This is a genomic window from Kitasatospora sp. NPDC004240, assembly GCF_053603215.1.
In genome coordinates this window covers 1-15,025 of record NZ_JBSGFD010000107.1, presented here as the reverse complement: position 1 = coordinate 15,025, position 15,025 = coordinate 1, and the positions used below count along the sequence as shown (strand labels likewise).

The following is a 15,025-nucleotide window of genomic DNA, read 5'->3' as shown; positions in this document are numbered from 1 at the left end:
AGGCCTCAACGACGGGCAGCACGGCAAGAGCCCGCTACCCGGGCCCGGCAGCCGGCGATCCGGCGCTGCGGCTGCACAGAACGGCTTGCCGCGTGCACAGGGCCGCCCGCACCGGTAGGTCACGGTACGGGCGATCTCAACGAACGGCTCCGACCGGCGAACCGGGCAGCTGGATCACCCCCTCTCTCCCACGCCCGGCGGCGCCGTCAGGGCCGGTCGTCGTGGTGGCCGCACAGCCAGGCCAGCGCCGCATGGACGCCCAGCATCCGCTCCGCACTCGCTGCCTGCTCCACTTCCGTGCGGTCCGCTTCCACCTGGATCGCCACGGCCGCGGCCTGGCACTCCGCGAGCAACTGCGCCCGGCAGGGCCCCGACGGGCCGACCGTGGCCACGGCAGTCACCGGTGCGGCGGTCCGCATGCCGACCGCCCACCGGTACGCCTCGAGCAGCCCCTGCTCATAGTCGGTGGACGGCCGACACCGCGCGTCAAGCCCGTCCAGGGCGGCGAACACCTCCTGCGCCGACCGCACCCCCACCACCGTCGTGTTCTGCGTCGTCATGCAACTGACGCTAGAAGCGGGCGCAGACGCGTGCCCCTGCGCAGCCGCCGTCCGGAGGAAGGGTGTCCGTGCCGCTGCCGGTGCGGGTGTGCGATCTACGATGTGCTCGGGTCCGATACCGATTTCCCCGCTGACCTGCTCGAACTCCAGCAGCGCCGGTACGCCGCCGAGCCGCTGATCCGAGCGAGGGGAAGCGGGGCCGCGTTCGCAGCGGTCGGCGCCGAGCCGCCCTCCCACCCGTACTGGGCGGGCGTCGAGAACCGGCACACGGCCACCGTGAAGCTCGAGCAGGCCGCCCGCCCGGACACCGCACAGGAGCCGACAGCCTGACCCTGGCCGCGGAGCACGGCCCGGCCGGGAGGCCGGGCAGTGCCGAGCCGTGGCGCTGCTTTCGGCGGCCCGGGGGTGCTGGTGGGCCGCCGTGGCGAATGCCAGACCCGCCGGTCAACAGGTGGCCAGGGCTTTGACCTGCAACCTTTCGGGCACGAGCATGCCACCTGGGTGCGGGAGATCCCACCCGCTGCGTGATCTTCCTGAGGCAGCTCAGGCGGCGACGGTCAGGTCGGCGCGGCCGAACAGCAGGGCGTAGCCGCGGGGCAGGTGGGTGAGGAGGCGGTCGGTGAGGTGGTCGTCGGTGAGGGTGGTGAGGGCGGTCAGGACGGAGGAGGTGTCCCAGCGGGCGGCGGTGAGGCTGGTGCCCAGGGTGCGGGCGATGGCTTCGACGAAGGCCGGGGCGGCAACGGGCTGGGGCAGGGGGATCTGGGCGGTGAACACGGCGCGGGCCCGGTCGGGCAGGGCTGCGGCGAGGTCGCAGCGCTCCTCGCCGGTGAGCTGGGAGCCGAGGACGGTCAGGACGGCGTCGAGGACGCGTTCGGCTTCCTCGTCGGTGGGGTAGCGGCCGAGGTTGCGGACCTGCCGGAGGAGGTGGTGGTAGCGGGTCATGACCGTGAGGGCCTTCCGGGGGCTGGCCGCTGGCGAGCCAGCGGCGCGTGAGGGGTGGTCAGGGTCGCATCCCTGTGGTGGGGCGACCGAAGAGCAGGTCGTAGCCGGGCGGCAGCTGGAGCAGGACCTGGTCCATGAGGTCGTCGCCGGCGGCGTCGGCCACCGTGGACAGGACGGCGCCGATGTCCCACAGGGCCGTGGCCTCGGTGGCGCCCTCGATCCAGGCCGCGGTCGCGTGCACGAACCGCTCGGCGGTGAGGGGCTCGGCGGCCTGCAGCGGGTTGAGCAGGACCAGGGACATGGTCTCCGGCAGGCGGGCGGCCAGTTCTGCGCGCACGTCGCCGACCAGATGGGCACCCAGCAGGGCCAGGACCACCCGGGCGGCCCGCTCGGCCTCCTGCGGGGTGTCGTACTCACCGCGTTCCCGGACCTCTTCCAGGAACGTTTCCCATCGAAGAGTCACCGCGGTTCTCCCTCCGTCCCAAGGAACCGGCCCGAACGCCCACGGCGCTCGCCCGGGGCTCGACGGCAAGGCGCCGGTGCAGACCGGTGAACGTGTCCAGCCGCACCGCACAGCGCCCCGCGAAGGACCGGGCGGGCGTCGGCCTGGTTGCGGGCCGGACCAGGGCACCCAGGCCCGCGCAGTCCATGAAGGTCACCTCCGACAGATCAGGCCCCACCTCCGGGTGCGACTCGAGCACGGCGGCCTGACGGTCTCGGGGTCGATCTCGCCGTCCGCCCGCAGGATGAAGGGTTGGTTGCCCTGGCCGTTCATGGCGTTTCCCGTCGCCGCGGCCGGTCCGGGCGAGGTCGGCCGGCGGTCGAGGGTGTTCCGGCCGCCCCATTTGATCGAGGGGGGAGAGATCAAGGGGCGGCCGGAACGGCATCGGGGAGCGGGTCAGGCCTGGATCTGCTTGCGGCCTGAGCTGTGGCTGATCGCGACCTTGCGGGGCTTGGCCCTCTCAGCGACCGGGATCTTCAGGGTCAGCACGCCGGCGTCGTAGTCGGCGGTGATCCCGGCGGGGTCGAGGGTGTCGGAGAGCATGACCTGGCGGGAGAACACGCCGAGCGGGCGCTCGGACAGCTCCCACTTCACGCCCTCGCCCTCCTGGCGCGGACGGCGCTCGGCCTTGACGGTCACCATGTTCCGCTCGACGTCGATGTCGATCGCCTCCGGGTCCACACCCGGCAGGTCGAAGCAGATCACGTACTCGTCGCCCGCCCGGTAGGCGTCCAGCGGCATCGGCGCCGGACGCGACCAGGTCCCCGTGTTACCCAGGAACTGCTGGGTCAGGCGGTCCAGCTCGCGGAACGGGTCAGTGCGCAGCAGCATCGCGAAACACCTCCAGGTGGTTGGGCTGTAGGAGCCAGTGCGCTTCACCTGACTCCTTTCTAGCGCGTCATCCATCCGATGACAAGTCGGAGTGTCACCTATAGAGTGACTGCATGAGTGAGAAGCCCCGCAGAGCCGCCCCCGGCGGTCCCCCGGTCGAGCCCGCCTCGTTCCTGGCGGCCGCGGCGGCGCTGGCCGCCATCGACGACGCCGTCCGCACCGCCCACAACCCCGCGTCCCAGCCCTCGATCGCCCCCGATGCGCAGGAAGGTCCCGAGCAGGCCCTGGCCGCACTCGTCCTGCTGCGCGAGCTGCGCACCGAGCTCGCCGGCTGGGAAGCCGGCCTGGTGGAGACCGCGCGGGAGGCCGGCGCCACCTGGGCCGACCTCGCCCGCCCCATGGGCGTCGCCAGCCGCCAGGCCGCCGAGAACCGCTACCTGCGCCTCAAGCCCGCCACCGGCAGCACACGGCAGGCCGGTACCGGCGCCGAACGCGTCAAAGCCGTCCGCGACCGCCGCGCCGCCGACCGATCGGTTACCGCCTGGGCCCGCGACAACGCCGCCGAGCTGCGGGTCCTCGCCGCCCAGATCACCACGGCCGCACTCACCCCCGACGCCCGCCCCGCCCAGGCCGCCCTGACCGTCGCCCTCGGCGCCACCGACCCCGCCGACCTGATAGCGCCCCTCGCCGCCCTGCGCCCCCACCTCGGCACCGGCCACGGCGACCTCGCCACCCGACTCGACGCCCTCACCCACCACACCACCCAGCTCCGCGATGACAGCGACCAGCGCCGCGCCTGACCCTGTCCCCGCCCCCGAAGACGCCGGCAGGACCTCCTCGGGGCGACATTGTCAGAGGGCGTCTCAGGTCAGTGCGTCGTAGCCGGCATCGGGACGATGCTGCGCCAGCGTGCGCCGTACCGGAGAACACCGGCGCCTCCTCCGGATGGACCGAGTCCGGGCCGAGCCCGCCCATCGCCGCGACGGCGCTCGGGCGGCCACTCGTGCTCGGGGCCGGGGGCCCGGTCCAGGGGGGTGTCCTCGGGCTTGGGGGTCTTCTGTCGTGCCGGGGGGCCTCGAACGCGTGCGTGTCGGGCTCACCCGCTGCTGAGTGTTTGTGGTGACAGCGTTCTGATCATGGTGTTGGTCCACTGCATCTGGCGCAGGGTCCGGGGTGTGCAGGCGTGCGCGAGGTCGAGGAGTCGGCTGTCGCGGGTGGCCCGCGCGGCTTGGGCGAGCATCTCCCAGTTCAGGGAGTTCTCGGCGGCGGCGAGGTGAAGGTCGCACAGGTCGTGGAGGAGGATCAGCGCCGTCCCGAGGGGGCGGCCGGGGGCCTGGGCGGCCCCGGCCCGTAGGGCCGCCGACGGTGCGGGAGCCGGGTCGTCGGGGCCGGGCAGGTGGAGGCCGTGCTGCCGGGCGGCGTGGGCGAGGCGCTGGGCGTGTTCGTGGGACCAGCGGGCGAGGTCGGTGGTGACGTGGTGGATCTCGTGGTCGTCCCGGTGGCGCTGCGCGGCGGTGAGCAGGTCGTGCTCCAGCCGGCGTTCGCCGTCGTGCAGGGCCCGCAGGGTGATCGTGATGCCGCTCATGGGTGCTCCTGCGGTGCGCCGGCGGTCTGGGTGGCGGTGGCCGGTGGTCCTCCGGTGGTCGGTGGGGCGGACCGGGGTCGGAGCGGGGCGGAGGCGGTAGTGGTCGGGGCCGGGGCGGCGGTTCCGTCCCCGCGTTCGACGAGGGTGACGCGGGCTGCCGCGGTCTTGAACAGCGGCTGTTTGGAGACGGGGTCCCAGTCGGTGACGGTGGTCTCGTTCGCGGCCCGGCCGCCGGCACCGCCGGGCCGGTGGCCGGCCGGTGTGTCCCAGTAGCCGTAGTGGAAGGGGACGAACACCATGCCGTCGCGGATCGCGGTGATCCGCAGCCGTGCGCGCACCGATCCGCGCGGGCTGGTGACCTCGATCAGGTCTCCCTCGGCCAGGCCGTGCCGCAGGGCCTCGTCGGCGGACAGTTCCGCCCACACCTCGGGGGCGGCCGCGTTCAGCTGCGGGGTGCGGCCGGTCTTGGTACGGGTGTGGAAGTGGTAGAGGGTGCGGCCGGTGTTCAGCTGCAGGGGGTACTCGTCGTCGGTGTCCTCGTGCGGCGGCGTGTATTCGGCGGCCTTCAGCACGGCCTTGCCGTCCGGGTTGAAGGCCCGGTACTCGGTCTCGGACACGGCCGCGCCGGTGGCCAGGTCCTTGCCGTACGTCTCGCAGTCGTCGGGTGCCGCCCAGGTGATGCCGTCGGTGTAGAGCCGCTCCGTTCCTTCCGGTTGCCGGTCGGTGCAGGGCCACTGGATGCCGCTGTTACCGGCGCGCAGCCGTTCGTACGACAGGCCGGTGTAGTCGCAGGGCCGGCCGCGGCTGCACTCCTTCCATGCCTCGAACGCCGATGGCGGGTCGTGCCAGCCGATCAGCGGCCGGTCGTCCTTGTCGCGCAGGTCCATCCGGCGGGCGTAGTCCAGCAGGATGTCCAGGTCGGGGCGGGCGTCGCCGGGCGGGTCGACGGCCTTCTCCGAGAGGTGGACGGTGCGGTCGGCGTTGGTGAACGTCCCGGTCTTCTCGCCCCAGGTCGCCGCGGGCAGGACGACGTCGGCCAGCTGGGCGGTCTCGGTGAGGAAGAGGTCCTGGACGACGGTGAACAGTCGCTCCTGTGTGAGGATCGAACGGATCCGGGGCAGCTCCGGGAGGGAGACAGCGGGGTTGGTGCCGGAGATCCACAGCATCCAGATCGAGCCCTGCTCGGCGTAGCGGAAGATCTGCATCGCCGGGGTCGGCGGGGCGTAGTGCGGGATCCGCGCGGGTTCGACGTTCCAGATCTTCGCCAGGTCGGCGACGTGCCGCTCGTTCTCCCAGTTCCGGAAGCCCGGCAGGTCGCCGTCGGCCCCGCACTCACGGGTGTTCTGCGCGGTGGGCTGGCCGTTCATCTGCAGGACGCCGCAGCCGGGACGGCCGAGCATGCCGCGGATCAGCTGGAGGTTGTTGACCTGGCAGGCGGCGGCGGTGGCCTGGTGGGACTGGTAGACGCCCTGGAGCACCGTCGACAGCAGGCGTCCGGCGCCGCCCAGGACCTCCGCGGCGTGTTCGATCGTCCGGGCGGGCACGTCGCAGATCCCGGCGGCCCAGGCGGGCGTGCAGTGCCGGACGCTCGAGCGGAGTTCGTCGAAACCGACCGTGTGGGCGTCGATGAAGTCGCGGTCGATGCGGCCGGTGCGGGTGATCTCGTGGAGCAGCGCGTTCAGCAGCGCCAGGTTGGTGCCGGCCCGGGGAGCCAGGTGGACGGTGGCGCGGCGGGCGGCGGGGGTGGGGCGGGGGTCGACGCACACCAGCCGTGGCGGGCTGGGGCCTTCGAGGCGGTCGAGGACGCGCATCCACAGCACGGGCTGGGTCTCGGCCATGTTGTGGCCGAACAGGGCGAGGGTGTCGCAGTGGTCGATGTCGGTGTAGGAGGCGGGCTGGCCGTCGCAGCCGAAGGTCTCCTTCAGCGCTTCGGCGGCCGTCGCGGTGCACAGGCGGGTGTTGCCGTCCAGGTGGTTGGTGCCGATGCCAGCGCGGGCGATCACCGCCAGGGTGTAGCAGTCCTCCAGGAACAGCTGTCCGCTGGTGTAGAGGCCGATCGCCCCGGGGCCGTGCTCGCGCAGCAGGCGCTTCGACTCGGTGACGACGCGGTCCATCGCGGTGTCCCAGTCACATGCCGTCAGCCGGTCGCCGTCGCGGATGAGCGGCTCGGTGAGCCGGTCGGGTGCGTGGTTGGCCTGCCAGGCGAACAGGTCCTTGGGCCCCAGCCGGCCCCTGTTGACCCGGTCGCCGGCCCGGCCGCGCACCCCGACCATCCGGCCGTTCGCGACGGCGATGTCCATCGCGTCGCCGTTGGAGTGCAGCAGCGACGCCGTCGCCACCCACCGCTCCACCCGGTCGGCCGACATTCCGGGCCGGAGGTAGGAGTCGACGCGCACCGGCCACGGCCCGCCGGGCCCGTAGGGGGTGCGGTCGCCCCAGGGCTGTGCGATCCGGTCCACCTGGTGCTGCATCGACGCCCTCCGCGCTCCGCGATCCGTGGCCCGCGGCCTGTCCGACGAGCCCTGGCCGACGGGGCGCGTACCCCGACGCCCGTACGGGCATTCCGAGACGGTTCATGATCCGGACGGCGCCGGTCCCGGACGGCCTGATCAAGCATGGGCGGCGGCCGCGACGGGGCGCCGGCGCTGATCCGCCGGCAGACCGGCGACGGGCAGGCCCAACCGCGGGCACGATGGCATCGTCACGGCAGTCGTGCGGCCTGCAGGCACCGGTGGGTGATCGTTCTGCCGGGTGCGGCCACCACCATGGCCACCTCGCCGCTGATCTCCACCCGGAGCCCGCCATCGGCGCTCTCCCAGACCCGGTTTCCCCCGGGACCGACGGCATCGGTGACATGGACCACGACGACCGTCGGCGGGCCGTGTCCCGCGACCGGCCCCGGCAGGGTCACCGCGTAGCGGCGGTTGAGGTTCCTCACGGCCGACCTCCTCGCTCCCCCGCACCGTGCGGCTACCCGCGCCACGGTGACACCACGCAAGGCCACGCATGGCAGGCGAAGTGACACCATGCGCACCGGCCCAGCCTCCGCGGCCCCGGCCGGCGGGGCCCGGGTTGTGCAAGGTCAAGGACCCAGCGACCGCCCAGCAACGGCGTCGCACACCCCTCCGCGTGGGGGTGTCCGGGTGGCGCGCAGGTGGGGGCGGAGGGTGAAGACCTCGTCGGTTCCGGTGGCGTTCAGCAGCCACAGCACCGGGGCCAGCGCCGCAGAGGACAAGCCATACGCCTGCCGCTCTGGCGGCATGGTGGGCGTCGAGAAAGGCACGCCGAGTCGCACAAGGTCAGCGGTGCGAGATCCACGATCACCATCACGGGGATGGACACGATGGCCCTGGCCAGGGCCACGTCGAGCAGATACCGGGTGCCCTGGCCTGCCTATCCGTCGACGCGGCACACCACCGCGGTCATCGTGACCTCGCGACCGGTGACCTCAGCGGCGCCCGGTCCGGTCGGCCGTGCTCCGGATCAGGGGCCGGAAACGGACATGGGCGGCTTCTTTTCCGCAGCAGTGACCGTCCCGCTTCCGTCCTCCCCTCGGCTTGCCACCCGAAACTCATGCGGCAGGCCGGGCGGCGGGGGTCGCTCGCTATCGGGCGGGTCGTCCACGGCTCCGCGTCTCATGGTGTCCGCAGGTTCCGGCGAGGGGCGCACTATCCTGGGCCGGTTGTCATACCGGTGGGTCGCAGCAGGTCGTGAAGGAGCTGGAGGGCGGCGAGAACGGTCCCGTTCTGGATGTCCTCGCGGCTGTCGGACGGCGGTGCGGGCCGGGCGGTGACGGTGGTGTGCGGGGTGGCGACGGCGATGTAGACCGTACCGACCTGCTGGCCGTCCTGGGGCGCGGGGCCGGCGACGCCGGTCGTGGCGAGGCCGTAGGTGGCACCAGTGGCGGTACGGATGCCCTGGGCCATCTGAGCGGCGACGTCCGGATCGACGGCCCCCGTGTCTGCGAGGAGGGCGGTCTCGACGTGCAGCAGGGCGGCCTTGGCATCGGTGGTGTAGGCGACGACGCCGCCGAGGAACGTGGCCCCCGCGCCGGGCGCGTCCGCCAGAGCGGTGGCGAGACGGCCGCCGGTGAGGGACTCGGCCGCGGCAACGGTGTGGCCGGAGGCCGTCAGGGCGGTGGTGATCTGTCGGACCAGCACGCCGGTTCGGTCCAGGCCCGGCCGCACGTCCCGGTCGCCTGAACCGGAGGCCCGGATGTGTCCGGGCGGCCGGTCATCGTAGGGCATCGGTGCCGTCCGGCGGGTCAGGTCTCGACAACGCGCACCGCCGAGCCGTGTTCAGCGGAACGTCCACATCGACGAATTCCTGCACCATGCTCATCACATGTCCTTCCTGAACCCATGCGTCTGCCCAAGCCCCTGTCCGTGATGCACGTGGCTGGCTCTGCGCACGGGAATGGAGTCGCTTGTCGACGACTTCGCCAGTCGCCCCGCGCGTAGGAGGCGTGATCAATGTCGATGAGGGGTGCCGACGTCGCTTGCGGCTGCCCGTGCCGGCGCCCGGCTGCCTCGCACGAGCGCAGGGAGCTGTCGCCGGGCGTCGTGTTGATCACGACGTCCGCGGTGCCGGCAGTGGTGCGCTGGTCGGCGAAGGCGATCCGCGGGGCGATGCCGGCGGCAAGGGCCGCGGTCCCGTCCGGGTTCCGCACACCGAGGGTGACACGGTGTCCGGCTGCGGAGAGCCTGCCGGCGAGGTTGGCGCCGACCCCGGCGCCCAGGATGCCGATGCCGGTCATGAGGTGATGCCGCACCGGTGGTCAGCCCACACAGGGGAACGCCGGGCGGATCACCCACATGCCGCAGCCTGCCGGGCGGACGGCACCGGTGGCGATCAGACTCGCCCCCGTGAGCCGTCCGACCGTCCCGAGGAGCACCGTCCGCCGTGATGAATGACCAGCACACCCCTCAGGACCCGGCCGAACAGCACCCGAAGCCGCCGTTCCCCGAGCAGTCCCAGCCCCACCCCGGCACCAGCGACGAGATGGCCCCCCGCCCGGACCACGGCGAGACCTCCTACCGCGGCACCGGCCGCCTGACCGGCCGCGTCGCGCTGATCACCGGCGGCGACTCCGGCATCGGCCGCGCCGTCGCCCTCGCCTTCGCCCGCGAAGGCGCCGACGTCGCCTTCTGCCACCTCCCCGAGGAAACGGACGACGCGGAGGAGACCACCCGGCTCGTCGTCGACGCGGGCAGGCGCGCCCTCGCCGTCGTCGGCGACCTCCGCGACCAGCGGTTCTGCACCGAACTGGTGGCCCGCTGCACCGACATGTTCGGCCGCCTGGACATCCTGGTGAACAACGCCGCCTACCAGATGTCCCAGCCCGACGGCCTCACCGCGATCACCACCGAGCAGTTCGACCGGGTCATGAGGACCAACCTGTACGGCATGTTCTGGACCACCCGCGCCGCCCTGCCCCACCTGCGCGCAGGCGCCTCGATCATCAACACCGCCTCCGTCCAGGCCTACAAACCCAGCCCCCACCTCCTCGACTACGCCATGACCAAAGCCGCGATCGTCGCCTTCACCCAGGGCCTGGCCATGCAACTCGCCCCCGACGGCATCCGGGTCAACGCGGTCGCCCCCGGCCCGGTGTGGACCCCGCTGATCCCCGCCACCATGGACGAGGAGAAGGTCGCCCACTTCGGAGAACAGTCCCCCCTCCGCCGCGCCGCCCAGCCCGCCGAGATGGCCCCCGCCTACGTCTTCCTCGCCTCCCAGGAGTCCTCCTACATCACCGCCGAGATCGTCAACGCCACCGGCGGCACACCCCTCCCCTGACCCGAGCCACCCCGATGTGCCCCGCCGCCAAGGCCTGACGCAGCGCTGCCGTCCCGCCCACCCGAGGTGCGGACGCCCCCGGCACCCACTCGCCGTTCCTCCCCGTCGGCCGGCCGCCGTGCCCCGGTCGCGGGTGGTGGACGCGAGGGGCGGCGTACGAAGGACATTCCCGCGGCCGGTCAAAGGGTCGGCGACGGGACCAGGCGGCGCGACAGGAGCAGAGCCGGCCACACCCGAGGTGCTCGTCACCCCCCGGCTGGCGCCGCCCCTGTCGAGGGCCGCCCCCGAGCATCGCCGGGCCCGCAGGTCCGGACGCCCGGCCCGATGGCCGCCAAAGGTCGTGGGAAGCGGTGTGAGGCCGCGCGGACACCAGGAAGCCCGCACCCCATCGAGGGGCGCAGGCTTGGCATTGGCTCCGACAGGCACCGGGCAGCAGCACCCGCCCGGCCTGTCTTCACCGTACTCCCCCACCCAGGACACCGATCCGGTTCGCGGCGGCCGGATCGCCAGGACCGCGTACCCGGCTTCACGAACGGCCCCGGGCTTCGGCCGCGCCTGGCCGGGCCGGCGTCGCGGGTGTGCTGCGATGTCCCGCATGAGTGTGTGGTCCGGGCGGCACGTGTCGTGCGGTGCGGTGATCGCCCTGGCCCTGTCGGCGGGCGCCGCGGGGTGCGGGCAGCTGTCCGGCCGGGAGGACGCGGCCGCCGCGGCAGTGACCCGGTTCGAACGCGATGCCCTCCGCGGGGACGGGGCGGCGATGTGCGCCGCCCTCGCGCCGGGAACCCGCGACGAGCTGGAGGACCAGCAGAAGAGCGGCTGCGAGCAGGCCGTCACCGGCCTCGGCCTCCCAAACGGCGGGGCGCTGCGCCGTATCGATGTGTTCGGGCAGCAGGCCCGCGCCGTCCTGGAGGCCGACACCGTGTTCCTGTCCGTCTTCTCCGGCGCCTGGAAGATCACCGCCGCCGGATGTGAGCCCCGTCCCGACATGCCCTACCGGTGCGATCTGAAGGGGGACTGACCCGTGCGTACCCTGTTCACCCTATGCATCACGGTCGTGGTCGGCGGCCTCGCGTACTTCACCACGATCGGGCTGCTGCAACGGTGAGCGCTCCGGGCCGCTTCCTGCGGGACAACGGACTCACCCTGGCCTTCGGCACAGCCTTCCTGCTCACGCTCGCCGGACAGGCGGCGGCCGGCCAGGCCGATCTGAACAACCAGCTGACCGCCGCAGGCCTCCAACCACTCGGCCTCGCCGGCTACCTCACGAGCTCCCAGTTCGCCGTCGACGTCACCGAGAACTGGCAGTCGGAGTACCTGCAGTTCTTCCTCTACATCTTCGGCACCGTGTGGCTGCTGCAGCGCGGCTCGCCGGAGTCCAAGGAGCTGGGCAAGGCCGGCACCGAGTCGCAGCGCGAGCAGAAGATCGGACCGCACGCCACCGACGAGTCCCCCGCCTGGGCCCGCGAACCGCGGGGCGTGCGCCTGGCGGTGTACTCCCGCTCCCTCGGACTGGTCATGGCCCTGTTCTTCCTCGGCTCCTGGGTCTCGCAGTCGATCACCGGCTGGTCCGCCCACAACGCCGAGCAGCTGCGCGACCTGCAGGCACCGATCACCTGGGGACAGTACGTGCTGTCGGCCGACTTCTGGAACCGCACCCTGCAGAACTGGCAGTCCGAACTCCTCGCGGTCGCCTCCATGGCCATCCTGTCGGTGTACCTGCGTCAGCGCGGCTCACCCGAGTCCAAGCCCGTCGGCGCCGCCCACCACTCCACCGGCATCGAGGGATGACGGTCAGGGCAGGGGGACGGCGTGCAGGCAGGTGTGCCGGCCGGGGCCGGGGGGAGCGGCGAGCGGCCGGGCCACCCCCTGGGTGATCTCGACGCGGAAGGTGCCGTCGGCGTCCTCGAAGACCGGCTGGCCGTCGGCGGTGGTCTCGCCGGTGGCGTGGACGATGACGACCTCGGGCGGAGCGTGAGCGCCGGGAGTGCCGGGCAGGGTGACCGCGTAGCGCGGGGGCGGGACGAGGTTCATGTGCGCCCCCGGTGCCGCGGGTCGTCGCCGTCGAGCGCGGCACGCACGCTGTCGCGGACGGTGAACAGTTCGTTGGTGCCGGTGATCTCCAGCAGTCGGCGGATCTGGGGTGGGGGCGCGGTCAGGATCAGCCGGATGCCGGCCGTTTCGGCGTCGGCGCGGGTGACGAGGAGGGCGTTCAGGCCGGCGGAGTCGCAGAAGCCGACGCCGGCCAGATCGACGAGGAGCCTGGCCGGACGACCGTTGACCGCCTGGACGAGGGCGTTCTCCAGCTTCGGTCGCTGGTCCAGGTCGATCTCGCCTTCGAGGCGGCAGATGATCGCCGACCCGGTGGCCACCGTGGTGATCCGCAAGGCCCGGGCGGCGGTATCGCCGTCGCCCTGCGGGTTGTCGTGCCTGCCGGACATGAGCGGGCTCCCTCCCGTGAGGGAAGCTGTCCACCACCCAGCGTGCCCAGCCGACGAGGGGGAAGCAAGGGCCGCGTTGCCGGAGCCGACCGCTCAACCGGCCCCGACAACACCCGGCGTATGCCCGAACCGCACGCCGCAACCCCTCAGCACCCTGATGGCCCGACCCCACTGATAGACCCACCTAGACCCACCGCGCCCACCACCCGAACGGGCTGCGCCTCCAGCGCTCCGGGTCGATGGTGAGGAGGATCCGCGATTTCAGGAATCCCCATCAATGGCGGCACGACCGCGGCGGACGCCTGGCCCCAGGCCCGAGAGGTGAAGCCCCGGAGGCCGAAAGGTTCAGGGCGTGGCCGCGCCCTCCACGGCCAGCAGCTCCACCAGCTGGGGCCGCTGCAGAGCCGCGACGTCTTCAAGCAGGTCGGGGTGGCGCAGCAGGACGGTGGCCTGGGTGTCGTGGGCGCCGGGGTGGGTGAGGCGTCGCGGGTCGCCGGTTTCGTCGGGGTGGTCGGTGGCGGCGAGGGCGTGGCGGGCGCGGGTGGCGAGTGCGGGGTCGGCCAGCAGGCAGGCGGCCCAGCTGACGACGGTCTCGTCCACCCAGGTGCGCCAGGCGTTGTCGGTGTCCTCGGGATCGGGGTCGGCTCCGGTGAGCCAGTCCAGGCGGTCGGATCCGCTCGGGGCGAGCAGGTGCAGCAGGTGCACGTCCGTCGCGGTCGGGTAGCGCAGGGCCGCGGCCAGGGTGGTGGCCTGCCGGGCCTGGGCCTCGGCCAGGGCGCGGCTGAGCGCGCCGCCGGGGGCGGGGTAGGCGGTCAGCAGCCAGTGGGCGGATGCGGCGACGACGGGGGTCAGGTCGGTGGGCACGGTGGTCGGCCCTTTCAAGGCGGTGCTCGCCCTGTCCGTCCGATCGGGGATGCGCGAGCTCATCGGCGCGAAGCCGCACTGCCCCGCTCGTGGCCGCTCAGTGTAGGCACCGGGTGCGGGCGCGGGGCATGACCGGCGTCACGTCCCGCCCAGACCGGGACCGGGACGGTACGCCCGCCCAGGCCGGGGCCGGGCCGGGCGTACCGTCCCGGTCCCGGTCGGATCGTTCCCGCAGGCCGGGGGATGGTTCAGGACTTGCCGCGGCCGGTCACGAAGTCACGGGCCCGGTCGACCAGCCCGGCGCCGGGGGCGAGGAGCTTGCTGGCCATGGGGGTGCTCGGCGCGGACGGGTGCGGGCGGGTGGGGGCCATCGACTTCGCGCGGCGGATCTTGTCTCCGAGATCGTCCAGCTGCTCGCCGGTACAGACCCGGCGCAGCTGGGGGAAGAGGTTGCTCTCCTCGTCCTGGACGTGGGCGGAGACCTCGTCCATGAGCTGCTGCAGCATCAGGTTCATCTGCGGGTCATCGGTGCTCATCTTCTCGAGCTGCTTGAGGATCTTCTCTACCCGGCTGTGGTCCTCGATCTCCTTGTCGGCGAGCCGGTCGCCGCCGTCGAGGTGCTCGCGGACCGCCGGGTAGAGGTACTGCTCCTCGGCGACCGAGTGCCGCACCAGCTCGATGGTGACCTCGTCAACGAGGTCGCGCAGCTGCCGGCCGCCGCCGGTCATCGCCTGGAGGCGGCCGAACATCTCCTCCACCTCGCGGTGGTCGGCCATCAGCTCCTCGATCACATTCCCGCCGTGTCCCATCACGTGCCTGCCTCTCATCCGTGGGCGGGTGAGTCCGCGCCCGGCACGAAGGCATCCCCGCTTCGGCGCACGTCATCCGGGCGTGGGACGCGCACCTCACCCGGACGGAGGGCGGCGGCAGCCTGGGCGACCAGGTTCCACCGGGTGACCCTGTCCGTCGAGGGCCCGCTGCAGGATCCTGCCGGAAGGGATGCGCATGGCCGGGGCCGGACGGTGGCGGTGCGTGGGCGGGCGGGTGCTTCGGGAACCGCGCGCGGGGCAGACGCCGGCGTGTGCACGGGATCGAGTGAGGAGGAGCCGTCATGCCTGCCGGTTCGAACAAGAAGCGGGAACGCCAGTACGAGCACATCAAGGACAGCGCCCTCGACCGCGGCGAGAGCGAGAAGCGGGCCAAGGAGATCGCGGCCCGCACCGTGAACAAGGAACGGGCCCGGCACGGCGAGTCGAAGACCGCCAGCCGCTCCTCCACCCACGACACCTCCTCCTCCCGACGCGGCGGCCAGCGCTCCCACAGCGGCTCCCAGGGCCCCACGAAGGAGCAGCTGTACAACGAGGCCAAGCAGCGCAACATCCACGGCCGCTCCAAGATGAACAAGAAACAGCTCGCCAACGCACTCGGCCACTGACCTGGTGGCGTTGTTCACGAGGACGGGTTCTGGCACAGGTCACAACCTGTGCCAGAACCCGTCCTCGTG

Annotated in this window: 19 protein-coding genes; 6 read left to right on the top strand and 13 right to left on the bottom strand. The window is 72.7% G+C overall.

What is annotated here, in order from left to right; translation table 11 throughout:
- Positions 1 to 206 precede the first annotated feature (206 nt).
- Positions 207 to 560 (bottom strand): hypothetical protein, encoded by a 354-nt coding sequence (locus tag ACWEQL_RS26105; RefSeq protein WP_452152742.1) that lies wholly within the window; start codon positions 558 to 560, stop codon positions 207 to 209.
- A 102-nt stretch (positions 561 to 662) separates the two neighbouring features.
- Between ACWEQL_RS26105 and ACWEQL_RS26100 the strand changes: the two genes are divergently transcribed.
- Positions 663 to 890 carry a hypothetical protein gene (locus tag ACWEQL_RS26100; protein ID WP_452152741.1) on the top strand — a complete coding sequence of 76 codons (228 nt, stop codon included), beginning with the start codon at positions 663 to 665 and terminating at the stop codon, positions 888 to 890.
- 213 nt (positions 891 to 1,103) lie between these two features.
- On the opposite strand, the gene ACWEQL_RS26095 is transcribed toward ACWEQL_RS26100, so the two are convergent.
- The 3 genes from ACWEQL_RS26095 to ACWEQL_RS26085 form a co-directional block, all read right to left on the bottom strand.
- Positions 1,104 to 1,502: a DUF2267 domain-containing protein gene (locus tag ACWEQL_RS26095; protein WP_452152740.1), complete on the bottom strand. Its 399-nt coding sequence runs from the start codon at positions 1,500 to 1,502 to the stop codon at positions 1,104 to 1,106.
- Positions 1,503 to 1,560: 58 nt separating this feature from the next.
- Positions 1,561 to 1,965 (bottom strand): DUF2267 domain-containing protein, encoded by a 405-nt coding sequence (locus ACWEQL_RS26090; protein ID WP_452152739.1) that lies wholly within the window; start codon positions 1,963 to 1,965, stop codon positions 1,561 to 1,563.
- Positions 1,966 to 2,400: 435 nt separating this feature from the next.
- A complete protein-coding gene (locus tag ACWEQL_RS26085; protein ID WP_452152738.1) occupies positions 2,401 to 2,835 on the bottom strand; it encodes an Hsp20/alpha crystallin family protein in 435 nt (144 codons plus the stop codon).
- Between the two features lie 113 nt (positions 2,836 to 2,948).
- Between ACWEQL_RS26085 and ACWEQL_RS26080 the strand changes: the two genes are divergently transcribed.
- Complete coding sequence (locus ACWEQL_RS26080) at positions 2,949 to 3,635, top strand: type III effector protein (RefSeq protein WP_452152737.1); 687 nt, start codon at positions 2,949 to 2,951, stop codon at positions 3,633 to 3,635.
- Between the two features lie 296 nt (positions 3,636 to 3,931).
- Here the strand turns inward: ACWEQL_RS26080 and ACWEQL_RS26075 are convergent, their stop codons facing one another.
- The 5 genes from ACWEQL_RS26075 to ACWEQL_RS26055 form a co-directional block, all read right to left on the bottom strand.
- Positions 3,932 to 4,420: a hypothetical protein gene (locus tag ACWEQL_RS26075; RefSeq protein ID WP_452152736.1), complete on the bottom strand. Its 489-nt coding sequence runs from the start codon at positions 4,418 to 4,420 to the stop codon at positions 3,932 to 3,934.
- Positions 4,417 to 6,891 (bottom strand): molybdopterin oxidoreductase family protein, encoded by a 2,475-nt coding sequence (locus ACWEQL_RS26070; RefSeq protein WP_452152735.1) that lies wholly within the window; start codon positions 6,889 to 6,891, stop codon positions 4,417 to 4,419. Before ACWEQL_RS26070 ends, ACWEQL_RS26075 begins: the two co-directional genes overlap by 4 nt.
- Before the next feature lie 230 nt (positions 6,892 to 7,121).
- Positions 7,122 to 7,358: a DUF6296 family protein gene (locus tag ACWEQL_RS26065; protein ID WP_452152734.1), complete on the bottom strand. Its 237-nt coding sequence runs from the start codon at positions 7,356 to 7,358 to the stop codon at positions 7,122 to 7,124.
- Positions 7,359 to 8,088: 730 nt separating this feature from the next.
- Entirely contained in the window at positions 8,089 to 8,580 is a 492-nt protein-coding gene (locus tag ACWEQL_RS26060; RefSeq protein WP_452152733.1) for a CinA family protein, read from the bottom strand.
- 104 nt (positions 8,581 to 8,684) lie between these two features.
- Positions 8,685 to 9,176, bottom strand: a complete 492-nt coding sequence (locus tag ACWEQL_RS26055) for an NAD(P)-binding domain-containing protein (RefSeq protein ID WP_452152732.1) — start codon at positions 9,174 to 9,176, stop codon at positions 8,685 to 8,687.
- A 149-nt stretch (positions 9,177 to 9,325) separates the two neighbouring features.
- On the opposite strand from ACWEQL_RS26055, the gene ACWEQL_RS26050 reads away from it, so the two are divergent.
- From ACWEQL_RS26050 to ACWEQL_RS26040, 3 genes are all read left to right on the top strand, one after another.
- Positions 9,326 to 10,219: an SDR family oxidoreductase gene (locus ACWEQL_RS26050; protein ID WP_452152731.1), complete on the top strand. Its 894-nt coding sequence runs from the start codon at positions 9,326 to 9,328 to the stop codon at positions 10,217 to 10,219.
- A 595-nt stretch (positions 10,220 to 10,814) separates the two neighbouring features.
- Positions 10,815 to 11,237, top strand: coding sequence for a hypothetical protein (locus ACWEQL_RS26045; protein WP_452152730.1), 423 nt, complete (start codon positions 10,815 to 10,817; stop codon positions 11,235 to 11,237).
- 83 nt (positions 11,238 to 11,320) lie between these two features.
- Positions 11,321 to 12,007, top strand: a complete 687-nt coding sequence (locus tag ACWEQL_RS26040; protein WP_452152729.1) for a DUF6766 family protein — start codon at positions 11,321 to 11,323, stop codon at positions 12,005 to 12,007.
- 3 nt (positions 12,008 to 12,010) lie between these two features.
- Here ACWEQL_RS26040 and ACWEQL_RS26035 read toward each other — a convergent pair whose 3' ends face one another.
- From ACWEQL_RS26035 to ACWEQL_RS26020, 4 genes are all read right to left on the bottom strand, one after another.
- Positions 12,011 to 12,250 (bottom strand): DUF6296 family protein, encoded by a 240-nt coding sequence (locus tag ACWEQL_RS26035; protein ID WP_452152728.1) that lies wholly within the window; start codon positions 12,248 to 12,250, stop codon positions 12,011 to 12,013.
- Entirely contained in the window at positions 12,247 to 12,657 is a 411-nt protein-coding gene (locus ACWEQL_RS26030; RefSeq protein ID WP_452152727.1) for an STAS domain-containing protein, read from the bottom strand. The genes ACWEQL_RS26035 and ACWEQL_RS26030 overlap by 4 nt, the downstream gene beginning before the upstream one ends.
- A gap of 345 nt (positions 12,658 to 13,002) precedes the next feature.
- Positions 13,003 to 13,521, bottom strand: coding sequence for a hypothetical protein (locus ACWEQL_RS26025; RefSeq protein ID WP_452152726.1), 519 nt, complete (start codon positions 13,519 to 13,521; stop codon positions 13,003 to 13,005).
- Positions 13,522 to 13,769: 248 nt separating this feature from the next.
- Entirely contained in the window at positions 13,770 to 14,330 is a 561-nt protein-coding gene (locus ACWEQL_RS26020; protein WP_452152754.1) for a hemerythrin domain-containing protein, read from the bottom strand.
- A gap of 302 nt (positions 14,331 to 14,632) precedes the next feature.
- Between ACWEQL_RS26020 and ACWEQL_RS26015 the strand changes: the two genes are divergently transcribed.
- A complete protein-coding gene (locus tag ACWEQL_RS26015; protein WP_452152725.1) occupies positions 14,633 to 14,956 on the top strand; it encodes a plasmid stabilization protein in 324 nt (107 codons plus the stop codon).
- Positions 14,957 to 15,025 lie beyond the last annotated feature (69 nt).

What these genes read in the sequence shown, in the direction of transcription:
- ACWEQL_RS26105 (WP_452152742.1), bottom strand. Translation starts at nt 560, where the DNA reads ATGACGACGCAGAACACGACGGTGGTGGGGGTGCGGTCGGCGCAGGAG.
- ACWEQL_RS26095 (WP_452152740.1), bottom strand. Translation starts at nt 1,502, where the DNA reads ATGACCCGCTACCACCACCTCCTCCGGCAGGTCCGCAACCTCGGCCGC.
- ACWEQL_RS26085 (WP_452152738.1), bottom strand. Translation starts at nt 2,835, where the DNA reads ATGCTGCTGCGCACTGACCCGTTCCGCGAGCTGGACCGCCTGACCCAG.
- ACWEQL_RS26080 (WP_452152737.1), top strand. Translation starts at nt 2,949, where the DNA reads ATGAGTGAGAAGCCCCGCAGAGCCGCCCCCGGCGGTCCCCCGGTCGAG.
- ACWEQL_RS26075 (WP_452152736.1), bottom strand. Translation starts at nt 4,420, where the DNA reads ATGAGCGGCATCACGATCACCCTGCGGGCCCTGCACGACGGCGAACGC.
- ACWEQL_RS26070 (WP_452152735.1), bottom strand. Translation starts at nt 6,891, where the DNA reads ATGCAGCACCAGGTGGACCGGATCGCACAGCCCTGGGGCGACCGCACC.
- ACWEQL_RS26055 (WP_452152732.1), bottom strand. Translation starts at nt 9,176, where the DNA reads ATGACCGGCATCGGCATCCTGGGCGCCGGGGTCGGCGCCAACCTCGCC.
- ACWEQL_RS26050 (WP_452152731.1), top strand. Translation starts at nt 9,326, where the DNA reads ATGAATGACCAGCACACCCCTCAGGACCCGGCCGAACAGCACCCGAAG.
- ACWEQL_RS26045 (WP_452152730.1), top strand. Translation starts at nt 10,815, where the DNA reads ATGAGTGTGTGGTCCGGGCGGCACGTGTCGTGCGGTGCGGTGATCGCC.
- ACWEQL_RS26035 (WP_452152728.1), bottom strand. Translation starts at nt 12,250, where the DNA reads ATGAACCTCGTCCCGCCCCCGCGCTACGCGGTCACCCTGCCCGGCACT.
- ACWEQL_RS26030 (WP_452152727.1), bottom strand. Translation starts at nt 12,657, where the DNA reads ATGTCCGGCAGGCACGACAACCCGCAGGGCGACGGCGATACCGCCGCC.
- ACWEQL_RS26020 (WP_452152754.1), bottom strand. Translation starts at nt 14,330, where the DNA reads ATGGGACACGGCGGGAATGTGATCGAGGAGCTGATGGCCGACCACCGC.
- ACWEQL_RS26015 (WP_452152725.1), top strand. Translation starts at nt 14,633, where the DNA reads ATGCCTGCCGGTTCGAACAAGAAGCGGGAACGCCAGTACGAGCACATC.